General features: G+C 73.8%; 28 protein-coding genes. 15 read left to right on the forward strand and 13 right to left on the reverse strand.

Annotated elements, in window-relative coordinates; all coding sequences use genetic code 11:
• Positions 1–38 precede the first annotated feature (38 nt).
• A complete protein-coding gene (locus A4V12_RS18795; protein WP_064070522.1) occupies positions 39–269 on the forward strand; it encodes a hypothetical protein in 231 nt (76 codons plus the stop codon).
• Positions 266–2,074: a sodium:solute symporter family transporter gene (locus tag A4V12_RS18800; RefSeq protein ID WP_079137136.1), complete on the forward strand. Its 1,809-nt coding sequence runs from the start codon at positions 266–268 to the stop codon at positions 2,072–2,074. The genes A4V12_RS18795 and A4V12_RS18800 overlap by 4 nt, the downstream gene beginning before the upstream one ends.
• 117 nt (positions 2,075–2,191) lie before the next feature.
• Here the strand turns inward: A4V12_RS18800 and A4V12_RS18805 are convergent, their stop codons facing one another.
• The 4 genes from A4V12_RS18805 to A4V12_RS18820 form a co-directional block, all read right to left on the reverse strand.
• Entirely contained in the window at positions 2,192–2,593 is a 402-nt protein-coding gene (locus A4V12_RS18805) for a hypothetical protein (protein WP_064070523.1), read from the reverse strand.
• Positions 2,594–2,735: 142 nt separating this feature from the next.
• Complete coding sequence (locus A4V12_RS18810; protein ID WP_423551708.1) at positions 2,736–3,581, reverse strand: RNA polymerase sigma factor SigF; 846 nt, start codon at positions 3,579–3,581, stop codon at positions 2,736–2,738.
• A gap of 244 nt (positions 3,582–3,825) precedes the next feature.
• Positions 3,826–4,551, reverse strand: a complete 726-nt coding sequence (locus A4V12_RS18815) for a cation transporter (RefSeq protein WP_064070524.1) — start codon at positions 4,549–4,551, stop codon at positions 3,826–3,828.
• A gap of 2 nt (positions 4,552–4,553) precedes the next feature.
• Entirely contained in the window at positions 4,554–4,889 is a 336-nt protein-coding gene (locus A4V12_RS18820; RefSeq protein WP_064070910.1) for an ArsR/SmtB family transcription factor, read from the reverse strand.
• Positions 4,890–5,113: 224 nt separating this feature from the next.
• On the opposite strand from A4V12_RS18820, the gene A4V12_RS18825 reads away from it, so the two are divergent.
• The 4 genes from A4V12_RS18825 to A4V12_RS18840 all read left to right on the forward strand — a co-directional run bounded on the left by A4V12_RS18825 (position 5,114) and on the right by A4V12_RS18840 (position 9,999).
• Positions 5,114–5,779 (forward strand): class I SAM-dependent methyltransferase, encoded by a 666-nt coding sequence (locus A4V12_RS18825; RefSeq protein ID WP_064070525.1) that lies wholly within the window; start codon positions 5,114–5,116, stop codon positions 5,777–5,779.
• Complete coding sequence (locus A4V12_RS18830) at positions 5,776–6,063, forward strand: sulfurtransferase TusA family protein (RefSeq protein WP_350498019.1); 288 nt, start codon at positions 5,776–5,778, stop codon at positions 6,061–6,063. Before A4V12_RS18825 ends, A4V12_RS18830 begins: the two co-directional genes overlap by 4 nt.
• A gap of 261 nt (positions 6,064–6,324) precedes the next feature.
• Positions 6,325–8,622 carry a protein kinase domain-containing protein gene (locus A4V12_RS18835; RefSeq protein ID WP_107415438.1) on the forward strand — a complete coding sequence of 766 codons (2,298 nt, stop codon included), beginning with the start codon at positions 6,325–6,327 and terminating at the stop codon, positions 8,620–8,622.
• A 399-nt stretch (positions 8,623–9,021) separates the two neighbouring features.
• Positions 9,022–9,999: a hypothetical protein gene (locus A4V12_RS18840; protein WP_064070527.1), complete on the forward strand. Its 978-nt coding sequence runs from the start codon at positions 9,022–9,024 to the stop codon at positions 9,997–9,999.
• Between the two features lie 216 nt (positions 10,000–10,215).
• Here the strand turns inward: A4V12_RS18840 and A4V12_RS18845 are convergent, their stop codons facing one another.
• Positions 10,216–10,899, reverse strand: coding sequence for a DUF5701 family protein (locus A4V12_RS18845; RefSeq protein WP_064070528.1), 684 nt, complete (start codon positions 10,897–10,899; stop codon positions 10,216–10,218).
• Positions 10,900–11,111: 212 nt separating this feature from the next.
• Here A4V12_RS18845 and A4V12_RS18850 point away from each other — a divergent pair, with 212 nt between their 5' ends.
• A complete protein-coding gene (locus A4V12_RS18850; protein ID WP_159028893.1) occupies positions 11,112–11,882 on the forward strand; it encodes a hypothetical protein in 771 nt (256 codons plus the stop codon).
• Between the two features lie 212 nt (positions 11,883–12,094).
• Here A4V12_RS18850 and A4V12_RS36895 read toward each other — a convergent pair whose 3' ends face one another.
• Entirely contained in the window at positions 12,095–13,171 is a 1,077-nt protein-coding gene (locus tag A4V12_RS36895; protein ID WP_159028894.1) for a hypothetical protein, read from the reverse strand.
• Between the two features lie 469 nt (positions 13,172–13,640).
• Here A4V12_RS36895 and A4V12_RS18860 point away from each other — a divergent pair, with 469 nt between their 5' ends.
• From A4V12_RS18860 to A4V12_RS18870, 3 genes are all read left to right on the forward strand, one after another.
• A complete protein-coding gene (locus A4V12_RS18860; RefSeq protein ID WP_159028895.1) occupies positions 13,641–13,931 on the forward strand; it encodes a hypothetical protein in 291 nt (96 codons plus the stop codon).
• 147 nt (positions 13,932–14,078) lie between these two features.
• Complete coding sequence (locus tag A4V12_RS18865) at positions 14,079–14,339, forward strand: hypothetical protein (protein ID WP_064070531.1); 261 nt, start codon at positions 14,079–14,081, stop codon at positions 14,337–14,339.
• A gap of 251 nt (positions 14,340–14,590) precedes the next feature.
• On the forward strand, positions 14,591–16,486 hold the full coding sequence (locus A4V12_RS18870) for a CASTOR/POLLUX-related putative ion channel (RefSeq protein ID WP_064070532.1): 1,896 nt from the start codon (positions 14,591–14,593) through the stop codon (positions 16,484–16,486).
• A gap of 45 nt (positions 16,487–16,531) precedes the next feature.
• Here the strand turns inward: A4V12_RS18870 and A4V12_RS18875 are convergent, their stop codons facing one another.
• From A4V12_RS18875 to A4V12_RS18890, 4 genes are all read right to left on the reverse strand, one after another.
• On the reverse strand, positions 16,532–16,921 hold the full coding sequence (locus tag A4V12_RS18875; RefSeq protein WP_064070533.1) for an STAS domain-containing protein: 390 nt from the start codon (positions 16,919–16,921) through the stop codon (positions 16,532–16,534).
• On the reverse strand, positions 16,918–18,060 hold the full coding sequence (locus tag A4V12_RS18880; RefSeq protein ID WP_079137137.1) for a cobalamin B12-binding domain-containing protein: 1,143 nt from the start codon (positions 18,058–18,060) through the stop codon (positions 16,918–16,920). The genes A4V12_RS18875 and A4V12_RS18880 overlap by 4 nt, the downstream gene beginning before the upstream one ends.
• Entirely contained in the window at positions 18,057–19,718 is a 1,662-nt protein-coding gene (locus A4V12_RS18885) for a PP2C family protein-serine/threonine phosphatase (RefSeq protein WP_064070534.1), read from the reverse strand. The genes A4V12_RS18880 and A4V12_RS18885 overlap by 4 nt, the downstream gene beginning before the upstream one ends.
• 257 nt (positions 19,719–19,975) lie before the next feature.
• Positions 19,976–20,677 (reverse strand): TetR/AcrR family transcriptional regulator, encoded by a 702-nt coding sequence (locus A4V12_RS18890; protein ID WP_064070535.1) that lies wholly within the window; start codon positions 20,675–20,677, stop codon positions 19,976–19,978.
• Between the two features lie 120 nt (positions 20,678–20,797).
• Here A4V12_RS18890 and A4V12_RS18895 point away from each other — a divergent pair, with 120 nt between their 5' ends.
• The 4 genes from A4V12_RS18895 to A4V12_RS38090 all read left to right on the forward strand — a co-directional run bounded on the left by A4V12_RS18895 (position 20,798) and on the right by A4V12_RS38090 (position 24,367).
• Positions 20,798–22,006 (forward strand): saccharopine dehydrogenase family protein, encoded by a 1,209-nt coding sequence (locus A4V12_RS18895; protein ID WP_064070536.1) that lies wholly within the window; start codon positions 20,798–20,800, stop codon positions 22,004–22,006.
• A gap of 137 nt (positions 22,007–22,143) precedes the next feature.
• Positions 22,144–23,658, forward strand: a complete 1,515-nt coding sequence (locus A4V12_RS18900) for an APC family permease (protein ID WP_064070537.1) — start codon at positions 22,144–22,146, stop codon at positions 23,656–23,658.
• A 242-nt stretch (positions 23,659–23,900) separates the two neighbouring features.
• Positions 23,901–24,113, forward strand: coding sequence for a hypothetical protein (locus tag A4V12_RS18905; protein WP_064070538.1), 213 nt, complete (start codon positions 23,901–23,903; stop codon positions 24,111–24,113).
• Positions 24,113–24,367 (forward strand): hypothetical protein, encoded by a 255-nt coding sequence (locus A4V12_RS38090; protein ID WP_064070539.1) that lies wholly within the window; start codon positions 24,113–24,115, stop codon positions 24,365–24,367. Before A4V12_RS18905 ends, A4V12_RS38090 begins: the two co-directional genes overlap by 1 nt.
• Positions 24,368–24,686: 319 nt before the next feature.
• Here A4V12_RS38090 and A4V12_RS18915 read toward each other — a convergent pair whose 3' ends face one another.
• Positions 24,687–25,331 carry a hypothetical protein gene (locus A4V12_RS18915; protein ID WP_234372240.1) on the reverse strand — a complete coding sequence of 215 codons (645 nt, stop codon included), beginning with the start codon at positions 25,329–25,331 and terminating at the stop codon, positions 24,687–24,689.
• A gap of 171 nt (positions 25,332–25,502) precedes the next feature.
• Here A4V12_RS18915 and A4V12_RS18920 point away from each other — a divergent pair, with 171 nt between their 5' ends.
• Positions 25,503–25,886 (forward strand): VOC family protein, encoded by a 384-nt coding sequence (locus A4V12_RS18920; RefSeq protein ID WP_064070541.1) that lies wholly within the window; start codon positions 25,503–25,505, stop codon positions 25,884–25,886.
• Positions 25,887–25,910: 24 nt separating this feature from the next.
• Here the strand turns inward: A4V12_RS18920 and A4V12_RS18925 are convergent, their stop codons facing one another.
• Positions 25,911–26,246 carry a YnfA family protein gene (locus A4V12_RS18925; RefSeq protein ID WP_064070542.1) on the reverse strand — a complete coding sequence of 112 codons (336 nt, stop codon included), beginning with the start codon at positions 26,244–26,246 and terminating at the stop codon, positions 25,911–25,913.
• 120 nt (positions 26,247–26,366) lie between these two features.
• Positions 26,367–26,702: a hypothetical protein gene (locus A4V12_RS38920; protein ID WP_079137138.1), complete on the reverse strand. Its 336-nt coding sequence runs from the start codon at positions 26,700–26,702 to the stop codon at positions 26,367–26,369.
• Positions 26,703–26,757 lie beyond the last annotated feature (55 nt).

Genomic DNA, 26,757 nt, shown 5'->3' on the forward strand with positions numbered 1-26,757 from the left:
CACCGCAGACCCGCAGCCCGCCCGCGCCAGGAGACTCGATGGCCGACCCGTACACTCCCGCACCTCCGCCCGTCCCGGGGCACCGGCACCGCCCGGGCACGTCGTTCGCCGCCGTCAACGGAGCCGCGTTCGCCCTCCACCTGCTCCTCGCCTGTTCGGCACCCGGTCTCCTGGCCACCCGCGTCGCGGGCGAGACGACCCTCGGTCTGCCCGTGCTGCTCCTCCAGGTCCTCCTGCTGTTGTGGACGGCGGTGCGGTACGACCGATGAGCACCCTCACGCATCCGAGCACGGAGATCCTCCTCGCCGCGTCCGGCGCCCTCGACCAGGACGCCCGCGATCTGGTCCTCATCGGCTTCCTGGCCTTCGTCGTGCCCATCCTGTTCATCTGTGTGCTCAGCGGACCCGAACGGGACCGTGTCGAGGACTTCTACATGGCGGGCCGCACCCTGCGGCCGCTGCGCGGGGCGCTCGTCCTGTCCGGCGTCTACCTGTCGGCCGCCACGGTCCTCGGCACCACCGGCAGCGTCGCGATCTACGGCTACGACGGCCTGCTCATCGCCCTGTGCACGGTGCTCTCCCTCGGGGTGCTCCTCCTGCTGGCCGGCCCGCTGCGCCGGCACGCCGGGTACACCCTGGGCGACACGTTCGCGTTGCGCGCCCCCGGGCCGGCGGTGCGGATTGCGGTCGCGGTGGTGACCCTCAGCGCCTGCGTCCCCTACCTGGTGGTCCAGCTCTCGGGTGCCGGGGTGACCACCGCCGCCCTGCTGGGCCTGTCCGGTCCGGGTGTCGAGCAGACGGCCATCGTCATGATCGGCGCGCTCGTCGTGTGCGCCACGGTGTTCGGCGGCATGCGCGGCACGGTCGTCATCCAGGTGATCAAGACGCTGGTGCTGCTGGGCGCCGCCGCGGCGGTGACGGCCGTGCTCCTGCACCGTTTCGGGTGGGACACCGACTCGCTCATCCGCGCCGCCGCGCAGGGCAGCGGGCGCCCCGACGCCTACCTGCGCCCCGGCCTGCGGTTCGCGGGCACCGGGGCGCAGAGCACGCTGGACCTGATCGGACTGATGGTCACCATCGTGCTGGGGGTGGCGTGTCTGCCGCACGTCACCATGCAGCTCGGGGCGGCCCCGGACGCGGCGGCCGCCCGCCGCACCGTCCGCCACACCATCGGCATCGTCGGCGCCTTCTGCCTCGCCACCGCCGCGCTGGGCCTGGGGGCGGCCGCGCTGGTCGGCGCACCGGCCGTGGTGGGGGCCGACCCGGGCGGCAACAGCGCCCTGTTGCTGCTCACGGCCGTGCTCGCGGGAGGGCCGACCGCCGGCACGGGCGGCGCACTGCTCGTCGCCCTGGTCTCGTCGGCGGTCTTCCTCACCACCCTGGCCGTGGTCGCGAGCGTCACCCTCGCGGCGGCCGCGGCCGTCGCGCACGACCTGTACACGCGGGTGCTGCGCCACGGGCGCACCACCGAGGGCCGTGAGGTGGCGGCCGCCCGCTGGGCGTCCGCCGGGGCGGGGGTGCTGAGCATCGCCCTGGCGGTCGGCGTGCAGGGGTGGAACGTACAGTTCCTGTCCGTCATCTCGCTGGCGGTGGCGGCGTCCAGCCTGCTGCCGGCGCTGGTGTACTCGCTGTTCTGGCGCGGCTTCAACCGCACGGGGCTGTTGTGGACGCTGTACGGCGGGCTGGTCTGCGCCGTGGGGCTCCAGCTGTCGAGTCCGGTGTTCTCCGGGTCGCCCGCGGCGCTCTTCCCCGACCGGCACTTCGACTGGTTCCCGCTCCAGACGGTCGTTCTGGTCTCGCTGCCCGTGGCGTTCCTGCTCGGCCTGCTGGGCAGCATGAGGGGACGCCGCCGCACGCGGGTCCCGTCGGCGGATATGTCCGGTATGCCGTACGGCTCCGGGTACGCGCCGGACGAGGTGCCGTACGGGACCGGTTACGCGCCGGACGGGACCGCGCGCCCGCCGCACGGACACGGGCAGGCGCACGGACACGGGCACGCGTACGAGCCGGGGCGGACGTACGGGCCCGGGCGCGCGTACGGCGGGCGCACGGAGGAGCCGCTTCCACCCGAGTGAGGGCGGACACGGCGCCGTTCCGGTCCGTCGCGTACATCCGCCGGACCGCCGACCGCCGGCCGCCGGAAGGCAGGCCGGCAAGGCATGGCGTGACCGCGCCGGAGCCGCCGAAGTCCGTCACGCCGGAGAAGAGATGACAAGGCGGGTGAAACCGGCGATCCGGGGGGAGATCGTGAGCGATCCCTGCTCGCCGACCGCCGAGCGGATGGCGTCGGCCACGTCGTCGTCCGGCTCGCCGAAGACGTCGAAGTGCTCGACGCGGCAGTGCGCCATCACTTCCTGGATGTGCGGGTCGGCGAGCCTCCAGTGCGTCCGGACGGCGTCGGAGTCCCGGAACAGCTGGAAGCTGTGCGCGAGCATGCGCTCTTCGTCCACGAAGGTCTGCACCATCAGCTGGGGTCCGTGGTGCCGTGCGAACTCCACGGCCCTGGCGATGGCGCCGCGGAAGTCGTCCAGATGGCCGTCGGTGATCCGCATGGTGTTGCGGAAGAGGAGAAGCGTGTCGTCCGATGTGGTCATGGGGCAAGCTTGAATGCTCGACCGCACTTGAGGTCAAGCGTCCGGGCCGCACGGGTCGGAACACCGGGCTCCCGCCCCGCCGCTGATCCTGACGAGGGCCGGCGCCGATGCACGGCGCCGGCCCTCGTCAGGAGCGGGTTGTTCAGCGGGTGGTGAGCATGCCTTCGCGCAGCCGCTTCAGTGTGCGCGACAGGAGGCGGGAGACGTGCATCTGCGAGCAGCCGAGGCGCTCGCCGATCTGGGACTGGGTGAGCTCCTCGACGAACCGCATGTGGATGATCTGCCGGTCGCGGTCGTCCAGCTCGGCGAGCAGGGGGGCCAGTGCGTGGAAGTCCTCCACGAGTTCCATGGCCGGGTCCTCGGCGCCGATGAAGTGCGCGAGTGCGGCTTCCCCGTCGTCGCTGTCGCTGTTGATGGTGGCGTCCAGCGAGCTGGAGTTGTAGCCGTTGGAGGCCAGGCGGGCCTCGATGACCTCGTCCTCGCTGAGGTTCATCAGCGTCGCCAGTTCCTTGACCGTGGGCGTGCGGCCCAGGCGGGTGCGCAGCTCCTCGGTGGCGCGGGCCAGCTCGACGCGCGCCTCCTGCAGGCGGCGGGGCACGTGCACGGCCCAGGAGGTGTCGCGGAAGAACCGCTTGATCTCGCCGATGATGTACGGCACGGCGAAGGTGGTGAACTCCACCTCACGCGTGAGCTCGAACCGGTCGATGGCCTTGATGAGGCCGATCATGCCGACCTGGACGATGTCCTCCATCTCGTCCGCGCCCCGGCTCCGGAACCGGCCGGCCGCGTACCGGACGAGCGACATGTTCATCTCGATCAGCGTGTTGCGGACGTCCTGGTACTCGGCCGTCCCCTCCTCCAGCACGGCGAGCCGGTCGAAGAACGCCTTCGACAGTGCCCGGGCGTCCTTGGGAGCCACCCGCCGGGGGTGGGGAACCTCGGGCAGGGCCGCAGTACGGCTCTCCTGGGTGGCCACCTGCTGTGTCATCGCCATCATCGTCATGCTTCCCTCCCACAATGGTCGACCTCTGCTGTCCCCCGACAAGCCGATGGCACGCGCCTACCCAGGCCCCGCACACTCATACCTCCTTTCTTTCACGCTTCGCCGCGGGCGTGACGGAACAGACCCCGGTTGGGCGGCCGGACCGGTCGTCGCACCCCGCTCCGGCGCGGCCCGCGGAGCCGCGCCGCTCGACAGAGGCGCGGCGTCCGGGCTCTCCGGGCGGGGCGGCTCAGCCGCAGCAGTCGCATCCGGGGCGGCAGCCGCAGGGGTCCGCACGGGTCCCGGCGGGCGGCGGCGCCACGGCCGCGGGGGCGCAGCAGCCCTTGCCCTGCCAGGCGTCACGGCCCTCCTTCGCCGCGACGGCCGCGATGACGAGGGCGGCGACCGGGTCGGCCCAGGACCAGCCGAGGGTGGCGTTGAGGACGAGGCCCGCCAGCAGTACGGCGGACAGGTAGGTGCACAGCAGTGTCTGCCGGGAGTCGGCGACCGCGCTGGCGGAGCCGAGTTCGCGCCCGGCCCTGCGCTGGGCGGCCGACAGGAACGGCATCACCGCCAGCGAGAGGGCCGCGAGGACGATGCCGGGGACGGAGCGTTCGGCCTCGCCGGTCCCGGCCAGGGCGCGGACGGCGTCGACGGTGACGTACGCGGCGAGTGTGAAGAACGAGACGGCGATGATCCGCAGCGTCGTCTTCTCCCGCGCCTGGCGCACCGCGTGATCCCGTGCGGAGAACTGCCAGGCGACCGCGGCGGCGGAGGACACCTCGATGACCGAGTCGAGGCCGAAGCCGATCAGGGCCGTGGAGGAGGCGATCGTCCCGGCGGTGACGGCGACGATCGCCTCGATGACGTTGTAGGTGATGGTCGCGGCGACCAGCAGGCGTATCCGGCGGGCGAGCGCCTCGCGCCGGGCGGGGCCGGGACCGGGACCGACGGCTATGGACGTTTCCGCGGACATGGTCAGCAGCAGCCCTTCGTCCCGGCGTCCGCGCAGGTGCGGTCGGTCTCGACGGCGACCACGGCGGTGCGCAGGTCGTCGAGCGCGTGGCCGAGGCGTTCGTCGGCGAGCTCGTAACGGGTGCGCCGCCCGTCGGGGACGGTGACGACCAGCCCGCAGTCGCGCAGGCATGCGAGGTGGTTGGACAGCCGGGTGCGGGAGATCCCGAGACGGTCGGCGAGGTCGGCCGGGTAGGCGGGGGCGTCGCGCAGGGCGAGCAGGACGCGGCAGCGGATCGGGTCGGCGAGCGCGCGGCCGAACCGGGCCAGCACCTCGATGTCGGAAGCAACGGAGAGCATGGCCAGCACAGTACACGAGTTGCTGAATTCAGCTATGTGTGGATCGTTTTGGGGCGCGTACGAGTCGCCCGAAGCCATGCGGCGGGGGGCACTCCGTCCGGCCCGGAAGCCGGCCGTACCCCGTCGCCCCGGAGCCCGGGGGCCGGACGAGAGCCGTCGCGCAGCGGCTCTAGGCTGGTCACCGGCTGATCCGGCACCGGGCCGGGAGCGAGAGGAGCAGCGCCATGAGCGGCCACGAGCGGGACTTGGCCGAGGCCCAGCGCGAGCACTGGCAGCGCACCTACGGCTCCCACCCCGGCATGTACGGTCAGGAGCCCAGCGCTCCCGCACGTCACGCCGCCACCCTCTTCCGGGCGGCCGGGGGCCGGGAGGTGCTGGAGCTGGGCGCCGGCCACGGCCGCGACGCCCTGTACTTCGCCCGGGAGGGATTCGACGTCCGGGCCACGGACTTCTCGGCCACCGGGCTGGACCAGCTCCAACGGACCGCCGCCGACCAGGGTGTCGCCGAGCGGGTCACCACCCTGGTGCACGACATCCGTGAGCCGCTGCCCCTCGCGGACGACTCGGTCGACGGCGTCTTCGCCCACATGCTGCTCTGCATGGCCCTGTCCACGGAGGAGATCCAGGCGGCCGTCGACGAGGTGCGCCGCGTGCTGCGGCCGGGAGGAACGTTCGTCCACACCGTCCGGCACACCGGTGACGCGCATTACGGCACCGGCGTCCCGCACGGCGACGACATCTACGAGCACGGCGGCTTCGCCGTGCACTTCTTCCCCCGCCACCTGGTCGACCGGCTCGCCGACGGCTGGATCCTCGACGAGGTCCACTCCTTCGAGGAGGGTGAGCTGCCCCGACGGCTGTGGCGCGTCACCCAGACCCTGCCGCGGTGAGCGCCGAACCGGCGCCCGCGGCGGACATGACGGTGGACGGCACCGGCCTGTTGTGCGTCACTCTCCTGCTCCGCCTCCGCGCGGCCGTCCAGGGCGCCGGGGCCGGCACGGTCGTCCACGTCGTCGCGACCGATCCGGCCGCACCGCTCGACCTGCCCGCCTGGTGCCACATGACCGGACACCACTACCTCGGCCAGGTCTCCGGCAGTCCACCCGTCCACGCCCTCCGGCTCGCCCCGAACGCCGTGCCCACGAGGCCGGACTCGCCCTGGCACACGGCCTGAAGCGCCGGCTACCGGGCAGGGCAGGGCGCGCGGCGGGTGAACGCGCGCCGTCAATTGTCCGGAGCGCATCCACCGGACGCCGCTGACCTGCGGTGGAGCGGCCTGATTATCCATGGATGTCCCGGGACGCCGAATCGCTGTCCGTGACGGCGACTTTGCCGCTACTCATGGAGACAGCGAGCCCGTGCCGCAGCTGCGGCCGGCGCGGTGGCACCGACCGCGGCGCGGGCTTCGTCCGTACGCGGGACAGGGGAGGCAGTGATGGCGGGGCGTCGAGAACAGCCGTTGGATCCGGGCGGAGGGGCGATCGTCGAGTTCGCCGCGGAGCTGCGGCGGCTACGGCAGGAGGCGGGGAACCCCTCGTACGAGGCGATGGCGAAACGGGTCACGTACGGCAGGGCGACCCTGCACGCGGCGGCCCGCGGCCACAACCTCCCGTCGAAGGACGTGGCGCTGGCCTTCGTGCGAGCCTGCGGCGGCGACGAGCGGGCCGTACGGGAGTGGGCACGGCGCTGGGAGAGCACCAAGGCGCGGCTCGAACGGGACATGGATCGCCAGGGCGAGCACGACGAGCAGGACGGGGCCGGTCCGGGCGCCGAGGAGCCCTTCGCCGCCGGCGGTGCTGCCGGACCCGGCAGCGGGCCCGGGACCGGCGCCGCGGGAACGCGGCGGGAAGCACTGCGTCCGCTGGCCCCGGACGACCCGCGTCGGATCGGCGGGTTCACGATCCTGCGGTTCCTGGGGGCCGGCGCCATGGGGCGCGTCTACCTGGGAGAGAGCCTGGGGGGCCGCAAGGTCGCCATCAAGGTGATCAACGGAGCGCGGGCCGGCGACGAGGAGTTCCGGGCCCGGTTCCGGCAGGAGATCGCCGCGGCCCGCCGGGTGCACGGGATGTTCACCGCGGCGGTGGTGGCGTCCGATCCGGATGCCGATGACCCGTGGCTGGCCACCGAGTACGTGGCCGGGCCCTCGCTGCAGGAAGTGGTCGGCGAACAGGGACCGATGCCCGTCGACACCGTGATCCGGCTCGCTGCCGGTGTCGCCGAGGCGCTGGCGGCCATCCACGGCGCCGGCGTGGTCCACCGCGACCTGAAGCCGGGCAACGTGCTGGTGGCCGGGGACGGGCCGAAGGTCATCGACTTCGGGATCGCCCGCACCCGGGACGCCACGACGCTGACCCGTACGCAGATGCTGATGGGAACGCCCGGATACGTGGCGCCCGAGCGGCTGGCGAAGGGCAAGGCGGGGCCGGAGTGCGATGTGTTCTCCCTGGGGGCGCTGCTGGCCTTCGCCTCGACGGGCCGGCTGCCGTTCGGCAGCGAACCGTCGGAGATCGGCTTCCGGATCGTCCACGGCGAGCCCGATCTGGAACCGGTGCCCGAGCAGCTGCGGGAACTGGTCGCGTGGTGCCTGGCCAAGGATCCGGAGGCGCGGCCGAGTCCCGGTCAGGTGCTCGACTGGTGCTGCGAGCGCGCCGGCCAGCCGGGCCCCGGCTGGCTGCCCGCTCCGCTGACCGGGATGATCCGCCGGCGCGCACGGGAGGCCGCCGACGTCCGTGCGCCCGATCCGGAACCCGCGCCGGTCCGCTCCCGTCCCCGGACGGTTCGGGTGGCGCTCGCGACGGCCGCGGTGCTGGCGGTGATCGCGCTGGTGGGAGCGCTGATGAACCTCAACCCGCCGTCGTGGGGCGACAGGGCCGGTCCGCCCGTCGGCAGTCACCCGACCGGTGGTGCGACCAGTGGTGCGACCGCCGGTGCGACGTCGGGTCCGACCGGGGGCACCACCACCGGCCCGACCGGTGGAACCACGAGCGGCCCGACGGCGGGCACCACCACCGGTCCGACCGGTGGTACCACCGGCACGGTCACCGGCGGGCCGACCGGCGGCGCCGCCGGAGGAACCGGCGGGCAGACCGGCGGCACGGCGGGCGAGCCCACGCAGGGCACGTCCGCCGGGTCGACCGCAGGGGCGACAACCGGTTCCGGTTCCACGCAAGGAGCCGGGGACGGACCCTCGCCCGGCACCTCGCGGGGCACCTCCGCCGGCACGTCTCAGGGCACCAACGCAGGCACCTCCAGCGGCACGTCGCAGGGCACCAGCGCGGGCACCTCCGTCGGCACCTCGCAGGGCGCCAACGCAGGCACCTCCGCCGGCACCTCCAGCGGTACCTCCCAAGGCACTTCACAGGACCCGGGCACAGGGAAGGTCACGAACCCGCCGGAGCCGATCCTGATGGGCACCTCCGTCCACGTTCAGCCCCGCTCCGACACCGTGGACTGCACCCGGCCCATCGTGTTCACCTTCTCCGCGACCGCCCGGCGCACCGGGACGATCGGCTACACCTGGTATCCCGACGAACGCCTGACCGACCGGGGTTACCAGCCCCGTGCGGGCAGCATGACCTTCACCACGCCCAACACCCAGTACGAGACCTTCGAGGTCCGGCTCCAGGGAACACAGTCCGGTCAGGTGGTGCAGGGTGAGATGGCCGTACAGGTCGGCTCGCCCGAGGTCGACCGCCAGAAGGTCGGCGACCAGTTCCACCTGACCTGCGCCTGACCTGCGCCTGACGCCTCGTCGAGGGCAGACCCGCGCACGACCCGTCCCCGGGCCTGCCCACCCTTCACGACCACCCTGTTCGCCCCCGGTGCGCGCGTGCCGCGCCGCGCCGCGGTCCCGTCCTGCCCGGCACCGGCCCGGACCTCGCCGCTCGTCCGCAGAAGCACCGCGGCCGAGCGCCGTCCGTGCCCCACGAATCCGTCACCCGCCGCTCGCTCCCTCTGGAAGAGGAGACAGGAGAACAACACCATGACTACGTTCCAACGGCGCTGCCGCGCAGCCGCCCGTCCCGCCGCAGCCGTATCCGGCCGGCCGGAGCCCCAGGCCCTGCCCCGTCGGCCCCACCGCCGCACCGTCCGACGCACGGCACGGGCCGGCATCGGCCTCCGCGGTCCGGCCATGGCCTTGTTCCTGGCCGTCCTGGCCACCCTCCTGTCGGGCGTTCCGGCCCACGCCGGGCCCAGCCCGTTCCCCACCACCGCGCAGACCCGCTGCGTCAACGGCTTCGATCCGGACCACTCCACCGTCCTGCACCTGTCCGGCGGCCGGGGCACCACCTACCCCTCCGATGCCCGGGGACTGCGGCCCGGTGACGTCGTCCGCATCGTCCCGCGCATGAACGACGAGGTCTCCACGAGCGGCTTCTGGTGGCAGCCCGCCGACGGCTCCAACTGGGTCACGCCTGCCGGAGCCGACCCCCGCCGGCCCGCCCCCTCCGGCTACCCCGCGCCCGGACTGAACGCCTACAGCCTCATCGGCCGCCTCACCGGCGTCCAGCCCTTCGAGGTCCTCGACCGGCCCGGCTGCCGTCGGATCGGCAGCTCCGGGAAGCTCGACCTGCGGATCAACGACCCGCAGGACTGGGACAACTTCGGCGCCTGGAACGTCGACGTCCAGCTCTACCGCGAACCTCTGCAGGACGGCGGATTCGAGGAGCAGCGCACCTCCGCCGTCTCCCCGCCGTGGAACGTGGAAGGACCTGACGCCAAGGTCGTCTCCGCCTCCCCCACCGGGGCCAACTCCGGCAGCAAATCGGCCGTCCTGAGCTCGCCCGGAGCACGCGTGTGGAACGCCCTGTCCCAGCCGATCCCGGTACGCCCCCACACCGACTACGTCATCACCGGGTTCTTCCGCACATCGGGCAACGTCAACACCGCCTTCTTCGGCGTACGCATCCCCGGGGTGCCGGCGCCCGCCGAACGGCACTTCGGCCCCGCACCCGGCTGGTGCCCGCCGTCCACACCCACCTGCTTCGGACAGGTCAGCGTGCCCTTCAACTCCGGTGACCACACCACCGTCACCGCCTTCGCCGGCTTCTGGGGCGTCGGGGCACCCGCGCACATGGCCATCGACGACATCAGGGTGCTCTCCGGCTGACGCCGCAGCCGGGCGGGCCCGGCGCCCGGCCCGGCACCTGTGGCCGGCCCCGGCACTCGGCCGGAACCACGGCGGCTCGTGACTGCCCGGACCCGGGTGTCCCCGTGCGCTCGCACGCGGACACCCGGGTCACGCGCTGCGCGCCGGGAAGTGGGCGGGCGCAGCACGCCCCGGGGACCTCGCCGGCCGAAGGTGCGAGCCGGCGGGGCGGGCGGGTCATGCCGGTGGCCGGGACGCTCCCTGGTGACGGCGGTCCGAGGCGGAGCCGAAGCCCAGCCAGGTGTGGCGGTTGCCCCACCAGCACCAGCCGACCTTGGGGGCGTTGCGCCGTTCACGGCCGTCCCGGCCGGTGCCGTTGCTGATCCAGATCGCCGGCGTGCGGGCGTCCAGTGCGCCGTTCGCCTTGCGCAGCCGCGAGCCGATCGTCATGAAGCAGCGGTTGCGTTCGAGCACCGCGGGCTGCTGGATCACCCAGTGGATGCCCTCGGTGAGCAGCAGCGGGGTGCGGCCCTGCCCGGTGAGGGCGGGCAGGGCCTCCCCCGGACTCCAGTTGGCCATGTGATCGCCGCGGTCGAGGCCGGCGACCAGGTAGAGCGGGGCGTCGGGCAGCGTGACGCCGTACGGGGCGAAGGCGTCCACGTCCGGCATGTCGGTGACGACGAACCCGGGCTTCCCGGCATGGCGGAGCAGGGGCGCCAGGGCGGAGGCGGGAGCGCGGTCGGGGTGGACGGCCAGCAGGGCGCCGTCCGCCCCACCATTGGCGTTCCCGGCAGCGAAGGCACGCAGCTCGTCGGCCGGTATGCCGGCGAGCTCGTGCACCCCGAGCTCGATCAGGTGCTCGGCCTGTGCGGCGAGGGGCGGGAGAGGGGTCACGGCGGTGGGGGACGACGTCTCGGGCAACGTACTCCTCGGTTCGCTGTCTGAAGCGGGGGAACTCGACGTGAACGTCGCAGCCGGGCGTGATGTTCCCGGGGCCGGTGGCCCGCTGGACGTCGCCGTGAGCGCCGGGCCCATGGGCGGTCAGCTTCCCTCAGGAAGTTGCCTGTTGTGCCGGGCGACGGTGAGTACCTGTACTCATGTGGGCGGTGATCCACGCCCTGAAGGATGTGGGCATGCGATCGACATCACTTTCCCGTCCCGTACTGGTTGCCGCCCTCGGCTGCATGATCCTTTCCGCCTGCGGCACGCACGACGCCACGACCGCCCGCACCTCCGCGGGCAGCGCCGTCCGGGCGGCGGCGCCGGCGAGCCCTTCTCCGGGTGACGGCGACGGCGACGCGGAGATGCGGTTCCTCGCGCTGAACGACCGGGTCCTGCGGGCCTGCGCCCCCGAGGCTCCGGACGGCCCCGACGGCGGTGTGCCGAGGCCGGAGGACCTGCCGGGCTGGGAGGGCGTCCACACACCGAGATACGGGCCGGGCGAGACCCCGCCCGGTGTTCCGGCCGCCGACGGGAGCATCCCGGTCCCCCTGGACGATCCGGCCCGGCCGGCGTCGGCCCCCGGCGCCCCCGGCGCCCCCGGGGCCTCCGGTCCGGAGCCGGCCGAGGAGGTACCGCTGACCGGCATCGAGACGTGCTACGGCAACGAGCACGCGCAGCGCGTCCGGGCAGCGTTCCACAACGCCCGGCCGAGCACCCTCGAGGCCATGCGCGAGAAGCTGACCGGCCTGGACTACCCGGCGGCGCGGATCCTGCCGATGCCGGACCGCGCGGGCGCGCCCCGCGTCCGGCTCGACCTCCGGCAGCTGGGCAGCCACGTGGTCCTGGAGGTCACCGGTGCCGGCACCGGGGTGCACGCCGAAGCCTTCGGCGCGCCCGGGACGGAGGACGTGGACGTGACGGAGGTGAAGCGGCAGCCGGAGACGCGGCCCGAAGCACGCTGAGGAACCGCGCCGGTTTCCGTGTCCGTGGCCTCTCCCGGGTGGCCGGCCCGGCAGTCCGAAGACGTCGAGGCCGACACGCTCAGCGGCCTGTGCGCGTCGGCCCGTCCTTGCGCCCGGCGAGAGCCGTACGGGGAACGGGCGCGGTGACCGTTCCCCGCACAAAATCCCCGGAGTTGCCGCCGGCCCCGGAAGGGCCCGGCCGGGGCGGGCCGTCAGTAGGTGATGGTGACGGCTCCGTTGCCGCCGTCGGTGCCGGCGGTGCCGCTGCCGCCGTTCTCTCCGAAGGCGCCTTCGGCACCGGAAACGTCGGCTCCGCGGCCGCCGTCGCCGCCGTCGCCGCCACGGCCGCCGTCGCCGCCACGGCCGTAGCCGCCGTGGTCATCGGGGGTGCGGCCGCCGGCTCCGCCGGTCCCGCCCTTGCCGCCGAGGTCGCCGTCGCCGGCCTGGGCGTTGCCGGTCCGGCCCGCCGAACCCACGCTGCCGCTCGCGCCCTTGGCCAGGTGAAGGTTTCCCGGCATGGGCAGCCCGCCGCCGCACGTGTTGTCCATGCCGGAGTAGCCGGCCGAGCCGCCGGAGCCGCCCGCACTGCCGCCGGAGCCGTTGCCTCCGCCGATCCCCAGGGCCTTGCCCCCACCGCCCCACTCACCGCCGGTCGCGGTGCCCGCCGCGGCGCGGCCCGGGTCCCCTCCCTGCGCGACCGACATCGGCGACAGGACAGGGGGCGAACCGGGAAGCGGGGGCCCCGGGGGCAGCATGAGGGCGGTGTCCCCGCCACGGCCGGCGTCGGCGGTGCTGGTCCTGGCGGATGCCCCACTGGTGCCGCCGGTTCCGGCGAGCAGTCCGTATTCACCGCCCTTGCCGCCGGACGCGCCGGGCGTTCCGGCGGAGCCGTGGCCGCCCTTGCCGACCGTGATGGTCATCGGTGTGTGGGGAAGGACCGAGAACGTGCACCTGATGTGGACACCGGCGCCGCCTCCGCCACCGCCGTTGCCTCCGCCCCCGCCTCCTCCGGTCCCGCCGTGGCCCAGGCCGGTGGCGTCCTGCCCGCCGGCACCGCCGCCCCCACCGCCGCCTCCGCCACCCGTCCCCCCGGAGCCGCCGCCCCCGGCGCCCCACAGGTCGACGGTGAGCCTGAAGACCCCCTCGGGCACGGTCCACTGGGCTGTGCCCGGTGTGGTGAAGGTGACGGTCCCGGCTCGCGGAGCGGCGTGTGCGCCCGTTCCCACGGCGAGGGAGGCGGCGAAGGGAAGCATGGCGGCAGCGAGAGCCAGCCTGCGGAAGCTTCGCATGGGTCTCCTATCCCGAGAGATCAACACTGGTGACGCTATGAACCTATCCGGTGACACAGAGTGAAAACCTGGCTCGGGTGACACGAAAGGGTCATCCGGCGCGCCGCTTCGGCCACACGCTCCTCTCGCCCGCGAGGCCTGGGAACGTGCCGTTCGAGGCGACTGCGAAGCCCGTCCGCACAGGCTCGGGCCGACGTGCACGGGCCGCCCGTGCACGGGGTATTCGAGCAGTGCCGCGCGGGGGTGCTGTCGCTGCCGGACGCGCGCACAGCCGCGTACCGCCCGGACCCCGCCCCCGGCTTCCGCAGGGGTGACGGCACCACCCGTCCAGCCCAAGCCTTCCGGCGCCACCATAACCAGGCATATGCCACGACGTTATGTAGTCGGCTGCCGTCCTGGCGCCCCTCCAATCGGGCCGTGACCTGCCCGGTTGTCACATCTCCAGCGTCGGAAGGGTTTCACTGTGCACGTGACTCTGTGGCTTCTGCTTGTCTGCGGGTCGACCTGTACGGCACTTTCGGTCTTCCTGCCGTCACCGACCAGCAGGATGCGGACGGTCGACATCGTCGAACTGCGGCGCCGCCGACGGCTCTTCGAGATCCTCGCGGCCAACACCCGCGCCGCGTACGAGCATCGGGCCGTGCCGCATGCGGCGGTGGCCCGCAGGCCGGGGGCGGCCGCCACCGGCCCCTCGGGTGCGCTCGCCGCACCCGAGGGACCCCAGGAGGGCGCACGGAGCCGGCGCTACGGGGAGGGGTGACGGCCGCCGCCCGTCCACGCGGACCGGCCCGCGACCCTTCGGTGATCAACCGACCGGGGTATGCCCGGGGTATGGGCAAGATAGCGATTGGGTGTCGACGTGGCATCGCCGCATTGCCCGGGGGCCCGCCTCCGGGTTGAGCACGGCATGTGGACTCCTCACTACGCGGTACTGGACGGCGCCTACTGGCTCGAAGCCGACGCGGGCACATGCGCGTACTGCGCCAGCCTGCTCTCCGACGGCGACGCGAGCGATGCGGGCGACGAGGCGGACGAGGGCGTGTCCGCCGCGCGGCAGCGGATGGCCGGGCCGTTCACCGGCGACACCGCACCCGCCGTGCGAATGGTCATGATCACCTGGTTCGTGGTGACCACCCTGCTGTCGGTGCTCCTGGTCGTCTCCCGCTGACGGGGCGCCCCGCCCCCGCGCGGTGCCGGGTCGGGATGTGCCACCTGCGGGTGAACGGTGGGCCGAAGATCGGAACTTCCGCGCCGCAGCCACAAGACTGGGGCGAAGGACCGGTGGGCGCGGCGGCGACGGCGGGCGGGGGCGTACCGGCGAGGGCGCCGGCCGCGACGGCACGCGTCGTGCGACGCGACCGCCCGCCGGGGACGGTACGACGAGCCGGGCCCGCCCGCCCGGTGTTCAGGGGGCTTCGTATGGCTCGGCGCGCGTTTCCTTCCCGGTCGCGTATCCGGTACGGATTCGACAACCTGATGGCCCATGGCACCCCGGTGCTGATCGGCTGGCTCTCCCTGGTGTGCCTCGCGATCGTGCTGCCGGCGAGCGTGGCGCTCGTCTGGGCGGACCGCGAGGCACCGCGCACCGCGTCCGGGCGGGTGGCGGCGGTCTGGGTGAGCGTCGGCCGGACGCTCAGGCTGGGCGGCGAGGTCGGGCCCCCGCTGTACGTGCTGATGTCGGTCCTGCTGGCGCTCGTCGCGCTGCTCTTCGTGTCGGCGCTGGTCAGTCTGATCACCACGGGCCTGAACGAGCGGCTCATGGCGCTGCGGCTGGGCCGGTCGGTGGTCCTGGAGAAGCGGCACACGGTGCTGCTCGGCTGGTCCGACCAGGTCTTCCCGGTCCTGACCGAGTTGGTGGCGGCCAACGCCAACCAGCGCGGTGCCGCCGTGGCGGTCCTCGCCGACAGGGACAAGGTCGAGATGGAGACGGAGATCTCCGGCCATGTCGGCGACACCGGGAACACCCGCGTGATCTGCCGGAGCGGCCCGACCACCGATCCGGCGATCCTCGCCCGGGTGAACCCGGAGGAGGCGCGGGCCGTGCTGGTCCTTCCCGCCGGCGGGCCGGGAGGCGACGCCCAGGTCGTGAAGACGCTCCTCGCCCTCGACGCGGCCGGCCGGCCGTCGGGCGACCGGGTCGTCGTCGCGGCGGTACGGGACCCCCGGCACCACCTGGCCGCCACGCTGGCGGCGGGCCGGAGCGGTCACGTCCTCGGCATCGACGACGTCGTCGCGCGGCTGCTCGTCCAGACCTCCCGCCAGCCGGGCCTCTCCCTCGTCTACCAGGAACTGCTCGACTTCGCGGGTGACGAGTTCTACGTCGTCCCCGCCGCGTCGCTCACGGGCCGCACGTTCGGTGAGGCGCTGGGGGCGTTCGCCACCTCCTCGGTCGTGGGTCTCGTCCGCGCGGACGGAGGCCAGGCCCTGAACCCGCCTCCCGGCACCCGGATCGGGGAGGGCGACCGGCTGGTCGTCATCACCGAGGACGACGACACCGCGGTGCCGGCCGGCACCGCGCTGCCCGTGGACGAGGAGGCGATCGTCAGGGCGCGGCCGCGCACCCCGGCCACCGAGCGCCTGCTGCTCCTCGGCTGGAACCGCCGGGCCCCGCTGATCATCGAACAGCTCGAGCAGTACGTGCGGCCCGGATCCACCCTGGACGTCGTGGCCCTGGGCGGCACCGCGACGGCCCACGCGGTGCGCGCCACGGCCGCGGCACCCGGCCGTCTGCGGGTCGGCTTCCACAGCGGCGACATCACCGAGCAGCGGACGCTGGCGCGACTGGACGTGCCGTCGTACGACAGTGTGATGGTCATCGGGGACGAGAGCCCGCCCGTCGACGAGGGCACGGAGACGGACGACCGGACTTTGGTGACGCTGCTCCACCTGCGTGCCATCGAGGAGGCCGGCGGGCGGGAGCTGTCCGTCGTCACGGAGCTGACCGACGACCGCAACCGGTTGCTGGCGCCGGTGCGCAAGGGCGCCGACTTCATCGTCAGCGGCCGGCTGATCAGCCTGCTGATGACGCAGATCTCGGAGAACCGGCACCTGGCGGGGCTCTTCGACGAACTCTTCACCGCGGAGGGCAGCGAGATCCATCTGAAGCCCGCCTGCGACTACGTCCTGTCCGGCCGTGACGTCACGTTCGCCACCGTCGTCGAGGCCGCCCGCCGCCGTGGCGAATGCGCCATCGGCTACCGCCTGCGGGCCGGGGCCTCGACCGGACCGGCGTACGGCGTGCGGGTCAATCCGGACAAGCGCGGGGCCGTGCGGTTCGGTGCCGGGGACTGCGTGATCGTGGTGGCGGAGGGCTGAGCGGTGCTCGGGACGGCGCCGCCGGCTGATGCACCCCGGGGTGCGTCAGCCGGTGGCGTCGTCGTCGGTCGCCTCCGCGTCCGTGGCGGTTCCGTCCTCGGCCGCGTCCATGAAGATGTGGTCGGTACCGGTGATCTGGAGCAGGCGCTGGAGCGCGGCGGGCCGGTTGACCAGGTGCAGCCGGACGCCCGCTTCGCCGGCCTGACGGTGGATCATCAACAGGGAGGACAGGCCCAGGGAGTCGCACAGGGTGAGCCGGGCGCAGTCCAGGAGGAGTCCCCGGGGGGCGGGGGCCGTGCCGAGGCAGGCCGCCGCCGCGCGGGTGAGCTGGTCGGCGGTGTCCCAGTCGAGGTCGCCGGCGATGCGGATGCGGGCCTCGCCGGCGTCGTTCAGGGTCGTGGTCAGCTGGAAGCCGTCTTCGGGATGCGTGATCATGCGTCAGGTCGGGGTTCGGGGGCCGGGGTGTCGCCGCCGATGGCGGTGCGGCCCTGGGTGAGGAAACCGACGGCGCGGGGGAAGTCCTTGAGCTCTTCCTGGAGGAGGGCGAGACCGGGGTCGAGTACCTGTGCCGGGACGCCGCGGGCCTGCAGGATGTCACCGGTCCAGCGGAGGAAGCCGGTGAACAGGCCGGGGTCGTCGGTGTAGAGGGCGGTGGCGAGGAAGTCGACGATGTGCGCGATGTCCTCGGCGGTGCGCTCCCGCTGGCGGTCGGTGTAGGCGCCCATGGCGGGCAGTCGCCCCTCCATCCCCGCCAGGGTGTTCTTCACCAGCTGGCGTTTGCTGCGCGACACCATCGTGTATTCCTGGTCGTCCAGGTGGGGCAGGTCCTCGAGGGTCTGCCGGACGGCGCCGGTCCTCGGCTGGGGCAGGCCGCGGGCGAGGACTGCGGCGGCCGCGCGGGCGTCGGGCGCCCAGGCGTCGGCGCCCAGTTGGCGGGCGTAGCGGCCGTCGGTGCCGAAGGCCGCGCCGCCGGCGAGGACGGGGACGCCGATGGCCTGAGCCGCGGTGATGGCGGTGTGGGCGTTCGGCAGCCGGGTGGGGAGGGAGGAGGAGAGGGCGAGCGCGGCGGGGGCGGTCTGGTGGAGGTGGGCGATCAGGTGCGGGGTGGGGACCTGGGCGCCGAGGAAGTCCACCCGGAAGCCGCGCCGGCGCAGGACCTCGGCGAGGATGCGGGCCGGGAGTGCGTGCCATTCGCCGTCCACGCAGGCGACGGTCACCGTGCCGGACGGACCCGGCGCACCCGGCGCATCGGACGTGCCGGCGGCTCCGGCCGGCGGCGGTTCGGGGGTGCGGTGGGCGAGGGCGGCGATGATCCGGTCGTGGATGGCGGTGGCCGCGTGTTCCTGGGCGACGGTGAAGCGGTTGGCGGCCCACTCGGCGCCGACCTTGCGCTGTACGGGGGCGATGACGTCCAGCAGGACGTCCTCCAGGTCGGCGCCGTCGTCCAGGGCGGTGAACACGGCCCGGCCGGCGGCGTACTCGTCCCGTTCGCCGACGGCCTGCCACAGGTGCCGGCGGGCCCGCTCCAGCAGTGCGCCGTCGCTGCCGGCGACGGCGGTGGTGGGTTGTGTCATGGGGTGTACCTGCCCGGAGAATGGCCGTCCACGGCTGTCAGGTGCCTGGTGCGAGGAGCGGTGATCGCCACGACCGCTATGTCGTCGTGCGGATTGTCGTCGATCCACTCGGCGACGAGCATCTGGATCCGCTCGACGACGGCCTCGGCGGGCATGCCGGCGCACTCCCCCAGGGCGCTGCGCAGCCGCTGTTCACCGAACATCGCGTCGCCGAGGGGGCCGCCCCTGGCCTCGGTGACGCCGTCGGTGAACAGCAGGCACGTCTCCCCCGGCTTGAGGGTGACCTCGGCGGTGGTGGACCTGACGTCGGGCAGGGCGCCGATCAGCGTGCCGGTGGTCGGTGCCTCCCGGACGGTGCCGTCGTGGCGCACGATGAGCGGGGCGGGGTGGCCCGCGCTGGTCAGCCGCAGGTGTGTGGTGCTGCCCCGGCGCCGTACCGAGGCCAGGACGAGGGTGGCGAAGCGGGTGTGCCGGCTGTTGAGGAGGGCACCGTTGAGCAGCCGCAGGAGGTTCTGGTGGTCGTCGGCGAGCGGCAGCAGCGCGTGCAGCGAGTTGCGGATCTTGCCGGTGAGGACGGCCGCGTCGAGGCCCTTGCCGCAGACGTCCCCGAGGACCGCCAGGGTCTCCTGGTCGGCGTCGGCGCCGGGGTGGACGTCGTAGAAGTCCCCGCCGACGCGCTCGGTGTCCTTGGAGGCGCGGTATCCGCCGGCGAACTCCACCCCGTGCACCTGCCGCAGTACGGGCGGGAGCAGTTCGGCCATGAGCGTGGCGGTGATGCCGGACTGCTCCTGGTACAGGCGGGCCGCGGACAGCGCTGCGCCCGCGCGGGCGGCGAACACCCGGGCGAACACCTCCTCGGAGGCGTCGAAGGCCGCCCGGTCGCTGCGCCGGAGCAGGATCAGCGCGCCCGCCGGGAAGCCGGGGCCGGGCAGCGGGGTGACGACGACCGAGCCCGCGGGGCCGGCGAACCCGTCCGGCACCGCCCAGTCGGGCAGTGCGGCCGGGTCGATCCAGCGGGAGGGCACGGGCGGGAAGCCCTGGAGGGCCTCGGCCAGCCCGGGGATCATCGCCGGTTCGATCCGCGCCGACCGGTGCGTGACCTCACCGCCGGCGCCGAGGGCCAGCGGGTGGCGCCGGCCGGACGCGTGGCCGACGAGGACGGCGGCGTCGGCCAGGTGCTCGACCGCCAGGTCGACCGTCACCTCCATGCAGCGCTCGGTGTTGAGCGAGGCCAGCAGCCGGGTGGACGCGTCCGCCAGGAAGGCGGTGCGCTGCCGTTCGCCGCGCAGCGCCGCCTCGGCGAGCAGCCGGTCGGTGTCGTCGACCAGCCACCACACGACGTCCCCGCCGGGCACGAGGGTGGGGTGCGCCTCCAGGGACCACTGCCCGTGCCGGCCGCGCACCGGACCGGTCGCCGCCGGGTCCTCGCCGCCCGCGGCGGCACGCCGGTGCCCCTCGACGAGCCAGCCGGGCACGACGTCCTTCAGCCAGGCCCCGCGCTCCGCCCGCGGGAACAGTTCGGCGGCACGGGTGTTGACCTCCACGACGACGTCGGCCGCGTCCACGACCAGCGCGGGACAGGGCGCCCGCATCCACGAGGCGCCCACGGACGAGGTCAGGCCGCGTGTCGAGCGCGTCGAGCCTTCGGCATTGGTCATGACAGCTGGACCTGCATTCCGGCGAGCCTGCTCACCTTCCGCTGATGGATTCGGTCAGCCCACCCTCTCGCACACGGACCGGTGCATCAACCTGCCCGTACGAATCTCCACACTTCACCCATACGGGAACAGTGTGGATGCGGGCCGAACCGGGCCCGCGCGGGCGGCACTTCGCGTCCGGGGCACCGCCCCCGGCCGGCGGGCCGGTGTGACCCGTGCCACCGGAAGCGGGCGGAGAGGGGCCAGGGGCGTACGCCTCACGCGGCGCCGAGCATCGCCTCCGTGCTGTCGAGGAGCATGTCGAGGGCCGTGGGGTACGCGCTGTCGTTCATCCGGGCCACCAGCAGGGGCGCCGTCGCCGCGATGTTCGGGTGGGTGTCGGGGGACAGCCGGGCGTACGTCGCGCGCCAGACCGCCCGGTCCGCCGCGCGGGCCTTCTCGGGCAGCGCCAGGCTCGCCGCGTCGAGGGCGGCGAAGGCCAGGGTCTGGTCGATGAAGACGTGGTAGACGCGGACCGCCTCCGGGTCGGGCAGCCCCGTGGAGCGCAGTACGTGCAGGATGGCCTCGTCGGCGGCGATCTCGTGGGCCCGGCCGCTGACCCGGCTGGCGGTGAGGACCGCCGCTTCGGGGTGGGCGAGGTAGGCGGTGTAGATGCGCAGGCCGAGTTCCCTGAGGTCGGCCCGCCAGTCGCCGGTGGCCCGCCACCCGCGCATCGCGCGCCCGATCAGTTCGTCGGCGATCGCCAGCGTGAGGTCGTCCGTGCCGCGGAAGTAGCGGTACAGCGTGCTCGGGTCGGCACCGAGCGCGGCGCCCAGGCGGCGTACCGTCAGCCCTTCCCTGCCGTGTTCGTGCAGCAGCCGCAGGGCCGTCTCGACGATCAGCCGGTCCGAGAGGACCACGCCCTGCTTCGTCGGCTTCCTGCGCCGCCGGTCCGCCTCCGGTACCACCTTCTTCGCCACCGGCGCCCCCTTTCTCCGTCGTCCCTCGAAGCTTATGCCAACGCGCTTGACGTTATTCGGAGCGGGCCCGTTTCCTGGCACCTCCGGCCTCGGCCTCCTCCGACGAAAGGCTCCTTCACCATGCGCATTCTGCTCGTGGGCGCCGGTGGCGTGGGCTCGGCGATCACCCGGATCGCCGCCCGCCGCTCCTTCTTCCACCACATGATCGTCGCCGACTACGACCTCGCCCGCGCCGAGGCGGCGGTCGCCGCGCTGGGCGGGGCGGAGACCCGGTTCAGCGCGGCCCGCCTCGACGCGTCCGACCGGGCCGCCGTCACCGCGTACCTCACCGAGGAGCGCTGCGACGTGCTGCTGAACGCCACCGATCCCCGGTTCGTGATGCCCCTGTTCGAGGCCGCGCTGGCGGCCGGCACGCACTACCTCGACATGGCGATGTCGCTGTCGTCGCCCCATCCGGCACGCCCCTACGAGGAGTGCGGGACGAAGCTGGGCGACGCGCAGTTCGAGCGGGCCGCCGCATGGGAGGCGAGCGGCCGCCTGGCGCTCGTCGGTGTGGGGGTGGAGCCGGGCCTGTCCGACGTGTTCGCCCGCTACGCGGCGGAGGAACTCTTCGACGAGATCGACGAGGTCGGCGTGCGGGACGGAGCGAACCTGACGGTGGACGGTTACGACTTCGCCCCGTCGTTCTCCATCTGGACCACCGTCGAGGAGTGCCTCAACCCGCCGGTGATCTGGGAGAAGGAGCGCGGCTGGTACACCACGGCGCCGTTCAGCGAGCCGGAGGTGTTCGACTTCCCCGAGGGCATCGGCCCGGTGGAGTGCGTCAACGTCGAGCACGAGGAGGTGCTGCTCATCCCGCGCTGGGTGGAGGCCCGGCGGGTCACCTTCAAGTACGGCCTGGGCAACGAGTTCATCGAGACGCTGAAGACCCTGCACAAGCTCGGTCTGGACCGCACCCGCAAGGTGAAGCTGCCCGACGGCACCGAGGTCTCCCCGCGTGACGTGGTCGCCGCCTGCCTGCCCGACCCGGCCACGCTCGGCGACCGCATGCACGGCAAGACCTGCGCCGGCACCTGGGTGAAGGGCGTCAAGGACGGACGGCCCCGGGAGGTCTACCTCTACCACGTGGTGGACAACCAGTGGTCGATGGCGGAGTACGGCTCGCAGGCCGTCGTGTGGCAGACCGCCATCAACCCCGTGGTGGCACTGGAGCTGGTGGCCGGCGGTGTCTGGAGCGGCTCCGGGGTTCTGGGCGCCGAGGCCTTCGACCCCCGCCCGTACCTGGACCTGCTCACCGCCTACGGCTCCCCGTGGGGGATCCGCGAGTAGCCGCCGCGCCGCCGGGCGCCGCCCCGGCCCGGCAGGGCGGCGCGGGGCGGCGCGCCGGGCGGGGGCCGTCGCGTGCCCCGCGCACCGCCGCTGAGGATCATTCGACCAGCAGGCGCCGACGAGGGATGCGAGGGAAGATGCAGGACGAGATCGCGGGCGCGGACCCGCCCTCCGGGCTGAAGGCGGATGCGATCGGCTTCACCGACGCGCTCGTCATCGGGCTGAACTCCACCTCCCCGGCGTACTCGCTGGCGGCGGTGATCGGACCGCTCGTCGCCCTCGCCGGGGTGTACGCCCCGGGCGTCCTGGTCGCGTCGTTCGTGCCGATGCTCTTGATCGCGTCGGCGTTCTACTACCTCAACAGGGCCGACCAGGACTGCGGGACCACCTTCTCCTGGGTGACACGGGCGATGGGGCCGTGGGCCGGATGGCTGGGCGGCTGGGCCGTGGCCATGACGGGCGTCCTGGTCATCGGGTCGCTCGCCGACGTCGCGGTCACCTTCGGGCTGCTCACCGTGGGCCTCGACGGCCTGGCGGGGAACGACGTGGTGCGGCAGGCACTGGCCGTGCTCCTCATCCTGGTGATGACGGCGGTGTGCGTCATCGGCACCGAGGCGTCGGCCAGGGTGCAGAACGTCCTCATCCTCGCCCAGGTCGCGTGCCTCCTGGCCTTCGCGGTCGTGGCGCTCCAGCGGGTGTACGCCGGGACCGCGGCGGCCGGTGCGCTCCTCCCCGCGGTGGGCTGGCTGGACCCGTTCGGAGCGGGCGGCGCGGCCCTGACCGGGGGACTGCTGCTGGGCGTGTTCACCTACTGGGGCTGGGAGTCGGCGGTCAACCTCACCGAGGAGGTGAAGGACCCCAGCAGCGCGCCCGGCAGGGCGGGCGTCTGGTCGACGGTCGTGCTGCTGGTGACGTACGTGTCGGTCGCCTTCGCGGTGGTGGCCTACGCCGGTCCCGCCTTCCTGTCCGACAACGCCGGCGAGGAGGAGTACGTCTTCTCGCTGCTCGCCGAGAGCGTCCTGGGCGGCTGGGACTGGGTCCTGCTGCTGGCGGTCTCGACCTCGGCGGTGGCCTCGACGCAGACCACGATCATTCCGGCCTCCCGCACCGTGCTGTCCATGGCCCGCCGCGGGGCGCTGCCCGCACACCTCGCCCGCATCCACCCCCGCCACCGCACGCCGCACACCAGCACCTGGTGGGTCGCGGGCGTGGCCATCGCCTGGTACCTGGTCGTGAACCGGATCAGCGCCAACGCGCTGTTCGATTCGCTGACGGCACTGTCGCTGCTCATCGCGTTCTACTACGCGCTCACGGGCGTGGCCTGCGCCGTGTACTACCGCCACCACCTGACGCGGAGCGTCCGCGGCTTCCTGTTCATCGGTGCCGGTCCGGTCGTCGGCGCCCTGCTGCTGACGTGGCTGCTCGCCGAGGCCGTCATCGACATGGCGGACCCGGGGAACAGCTACAGCGGCGTCTCCTGGTTCGGCCTGGGCCCGCCGCTGGTCATCGGCCTCGGCATCGTGCTCACCGGCGTGGCCGTCATGCTGGTGCGCCGCCGGTCCTCCGCCGCGTACTGGTCGGAACGGCCCGGGGTGGCCGGCCCCGAGCACGCGCCGGGCACGGGCTCCTCGCGCCGCCGCCCCGGACGGTGACGGGCGGGGGGACCGCGGCGGCCGCCCGGTGTGCGGACGCCCGTATCCGGTGTGCCGGCACCCGTACCGGCGTGCGGACGCCCGTATCCGGCGTACGGACGCCCGTACCCCGGCGTACGGACACGCGTACCCCGGCGCGCGGACGCCCGTGTCGGCGGGCGTGCCCGCGGAACCCGGGCAACACCCGTCGCCGCCCCCGCCGGCTGCGCTAGCCTCGCCGCAGGGGACCTTCTGGAGGAACCATGGCGCGCCTGACCTTCGACCGCGACGAGGCGGCCAAGCTGCGCGACTCCGCCCGTGAACACGCCACCGCGGGCGACGGCTTGCTGGCCTACGTGCTCGAACACATCGCCACCGAGGGCGTCGACCTGTCGGCCTGCGCGTCGTACGACGACGTCCGCGCCCGACACGGCCTGGGCGACGACGACGCGGCGCGGACCGCCGGCGCCGCGTGATGGCCACGAAACGGGAGCCCTGGCGTGGGCGGGTCGTCCTCCACGACGTGGCCGGGCGACAGATCGACACGATGACCGACGACGAGCGGGCGCTGCTGCACCCGGTCATAGCCGAGCTGGCCGCCGACCACACCATCGGCACGCACACCGAGGGACGGGTGGAGTGGGAGTACCGCACCGACCGCGTGCGGGTGGTGTACATCCCGACCGTGCTCGGCACGGTGATCCTCGTCGCATACGTCGAGGTCGGCTGAGCGCGCCCCGCCCGGCCACCCGCCGCGTCGCCGCAGGGCCGGCACGGCGGCGCCCCCCGTCACGTCCGAGGCACGCCGGGCGCCCCCGCGAGGGCCTTCGGCGGGCGGCGCCCGGGCGGTCGGACGACCACAACGCGCCCGCCGCACCGGCCGGTTCGGGGGCTCCGGTGAGGGTCACGAGGAGGCCCGGCGCCGGCAGGGCGGGCGGCGCACCATGGCGACCGGCTCCTCGCGCATCCCGGTGACGTGCGCGGCGCCTTTGCCGCACGGCGGTCGCCGGCGACGTCCGCCGGCGCGGTGGGGGCGCGGGCCGTGTTCCTCAGCCGCCCGCGTCGACGTCGTTGTCCGGGGCGCCGTCACCGACCGGAGGAAGGTCCCCGCGCTCGACCGGTGCCTCGCCGCCGGGCCGCGCCTCGGGCAGTACGGCGTCCAGTTCGGCGTCGCTCGCCGGGTGCGCCGCCTCGGCCGCCTTGAGCAGGGTGGCGCGGTCGACGGTCCCGAGGTCGGCGTCGAGCCGCACCAGGCGCCCGTCCGTCACGGTCGCGTACTCGTGCCGCGCGCCGCCCGTGCGGTACCAGCGCCCGCCGTCCGCCGTGCACTTCACCGCGCCGCCCGTGCCGCCGTCGCCGAGCGGAACCTGCGGACAGCCGGCCGCGTCCATGGAGCCCCGTTCCACCCCGAGGCGTATGTGAGCGCCCGTGCCCTGCCGCACGTACGTCACCGAGAACCCGTCGTCGCCGATGACCCCCGCCGACTGTTCGGCGGCGTCGAAGCCCGGTACGTCGGTGACGTAGACGTTCTCGATCGCCACCTGGGCGGCCCGGGCGCGCGCCTCCAGCTCGGACCGGTCGGCTCCGCCTCCCGTCCTTCCGGCGCTGACGGTCCCGCTCCCGGTCCCCGTCCCGGTACCGGTCCCGTTCACGGTTCCGCAGCCGACCAGGGCGGTGGCCACGGCGGCGGTCACGCACAACAGAGGGCGCGGCAGGCGCGCGGGCGGCTTCGTCGGGCCATGGTGTCGCACGAACTGTTCCCCGTTCCTGGTGGGTCCCTCGGTACCCGAGGACCGTAAGTGGCGCCGCGCGGGGCGCACATGAGTACCCGTACTCAGAAGGTGATCGTCTCGTATGGTGATTCCATGGCATGCCGAATCAGTGAACTGGTCATCGACGCCGCAGACCCCGAGCGCCTGGCCGCGTTCTGGAGCGACGTCCTCGGCTACGTCGAACTCGAACGGGAGAACGACGGAAGCATCGCGATCGGCCCGGCGGACGCCGGCTTCGGCGGGCCGCAGCCCGTCATCGTCTTCGGTCCCACCAGCGCGCCCCGGGCGGGGAAACTCCGGCTGCACATCGACGTCAGCGCCACCGACCGCGACCAGGACGCCGAGCTGGAACGACTGCTCGGTCTGGGCGCACGGCCCGCCGACGTCGGGCAGACCGGCACCGAGAGCTGGCACGTACTGGCCGACCCCGAGGGCAACGAGTTCTGCCTCCTGCGCGCCCGGATCGCGCCCGTGTGACCGGCGTCCGCCCGGGCACGCCGGTCAGTGGCCGCGGGGCGCGTACATGATGACGGCCATGCCGGCGAGGCAGACCAGCGCGCCGACGACGTCGTAGCGGTCGGGCCGGTAGCCGTCGGCGACCATGCCCCAGGCGATCGAACCGGCCACGAAGATCCCGCCGTACGCGGCGAGGACCCGCCCGAAGTCGTCGTCGGACTGGAAGGTCGCCACCAGGCCGTAGAGGCCCAGGGCGATGACGCCGGCCCCGATCCAGGTCCAGCCCTTGTGTTCGCGGACGCCCTGCCAGACCAGCCAGGCGCCGCCGATCTCGAAGAGGGCGGCGACGGCGAACAGGGCGACGGAACGCACGACGGTCATGGCGGACGACCCTACCGGCGGCCCGCGCGCCCGCGGACGACCGCCCCGGCCTCCACGACCGCCCCGGTGGTTCCGGTCGCTCCGGCCGCCCGTCGGTCCGCACGCCGCACGGGCCCGTGCTCACCGCCGCTCCCCCGCCTCGGTGGCGCGCGGGTTCCCGAGCCGGGGCCACCCGTCACGGCGCCACGACCGGCCCGTGATCCGGGTGCCGTCGTGCCGCGCCTGGGCCCTCCAGTCTGACAGCGCTCCCCTGCCGCACCGGCGCCACTGGGACGGCGGGATCCGGGGCCGCTGCCCCGCGCTGGTGATCAGCGTGTTCACCGGCGCCAGAGGGTCACCGGCCGTCGCCCTGGCCAGCAGGACGGCGGCGGCCAGCGGCAGCAGCGCCGCGGCGAGGGCCGCGCCGGTGGTGGCGACGTGCTGCATGTTCACACGGCGCGATGCGTCAGAGATCATGTGGCCATTCCAGCGACACCGGCACGGGGCCGCATCCGTCGGCGTACTCAGCGTG

Source organism: Streptomyces noursei, assembly GCF_001646665.1.
Taxonomy (GTDB): domain Bacteria; phylum Actinomycetota; class Actinomycetes; order Streptomycetales; family Streptomycetaceae; genus Streptomyces; species Streptomyces lavendulocolor.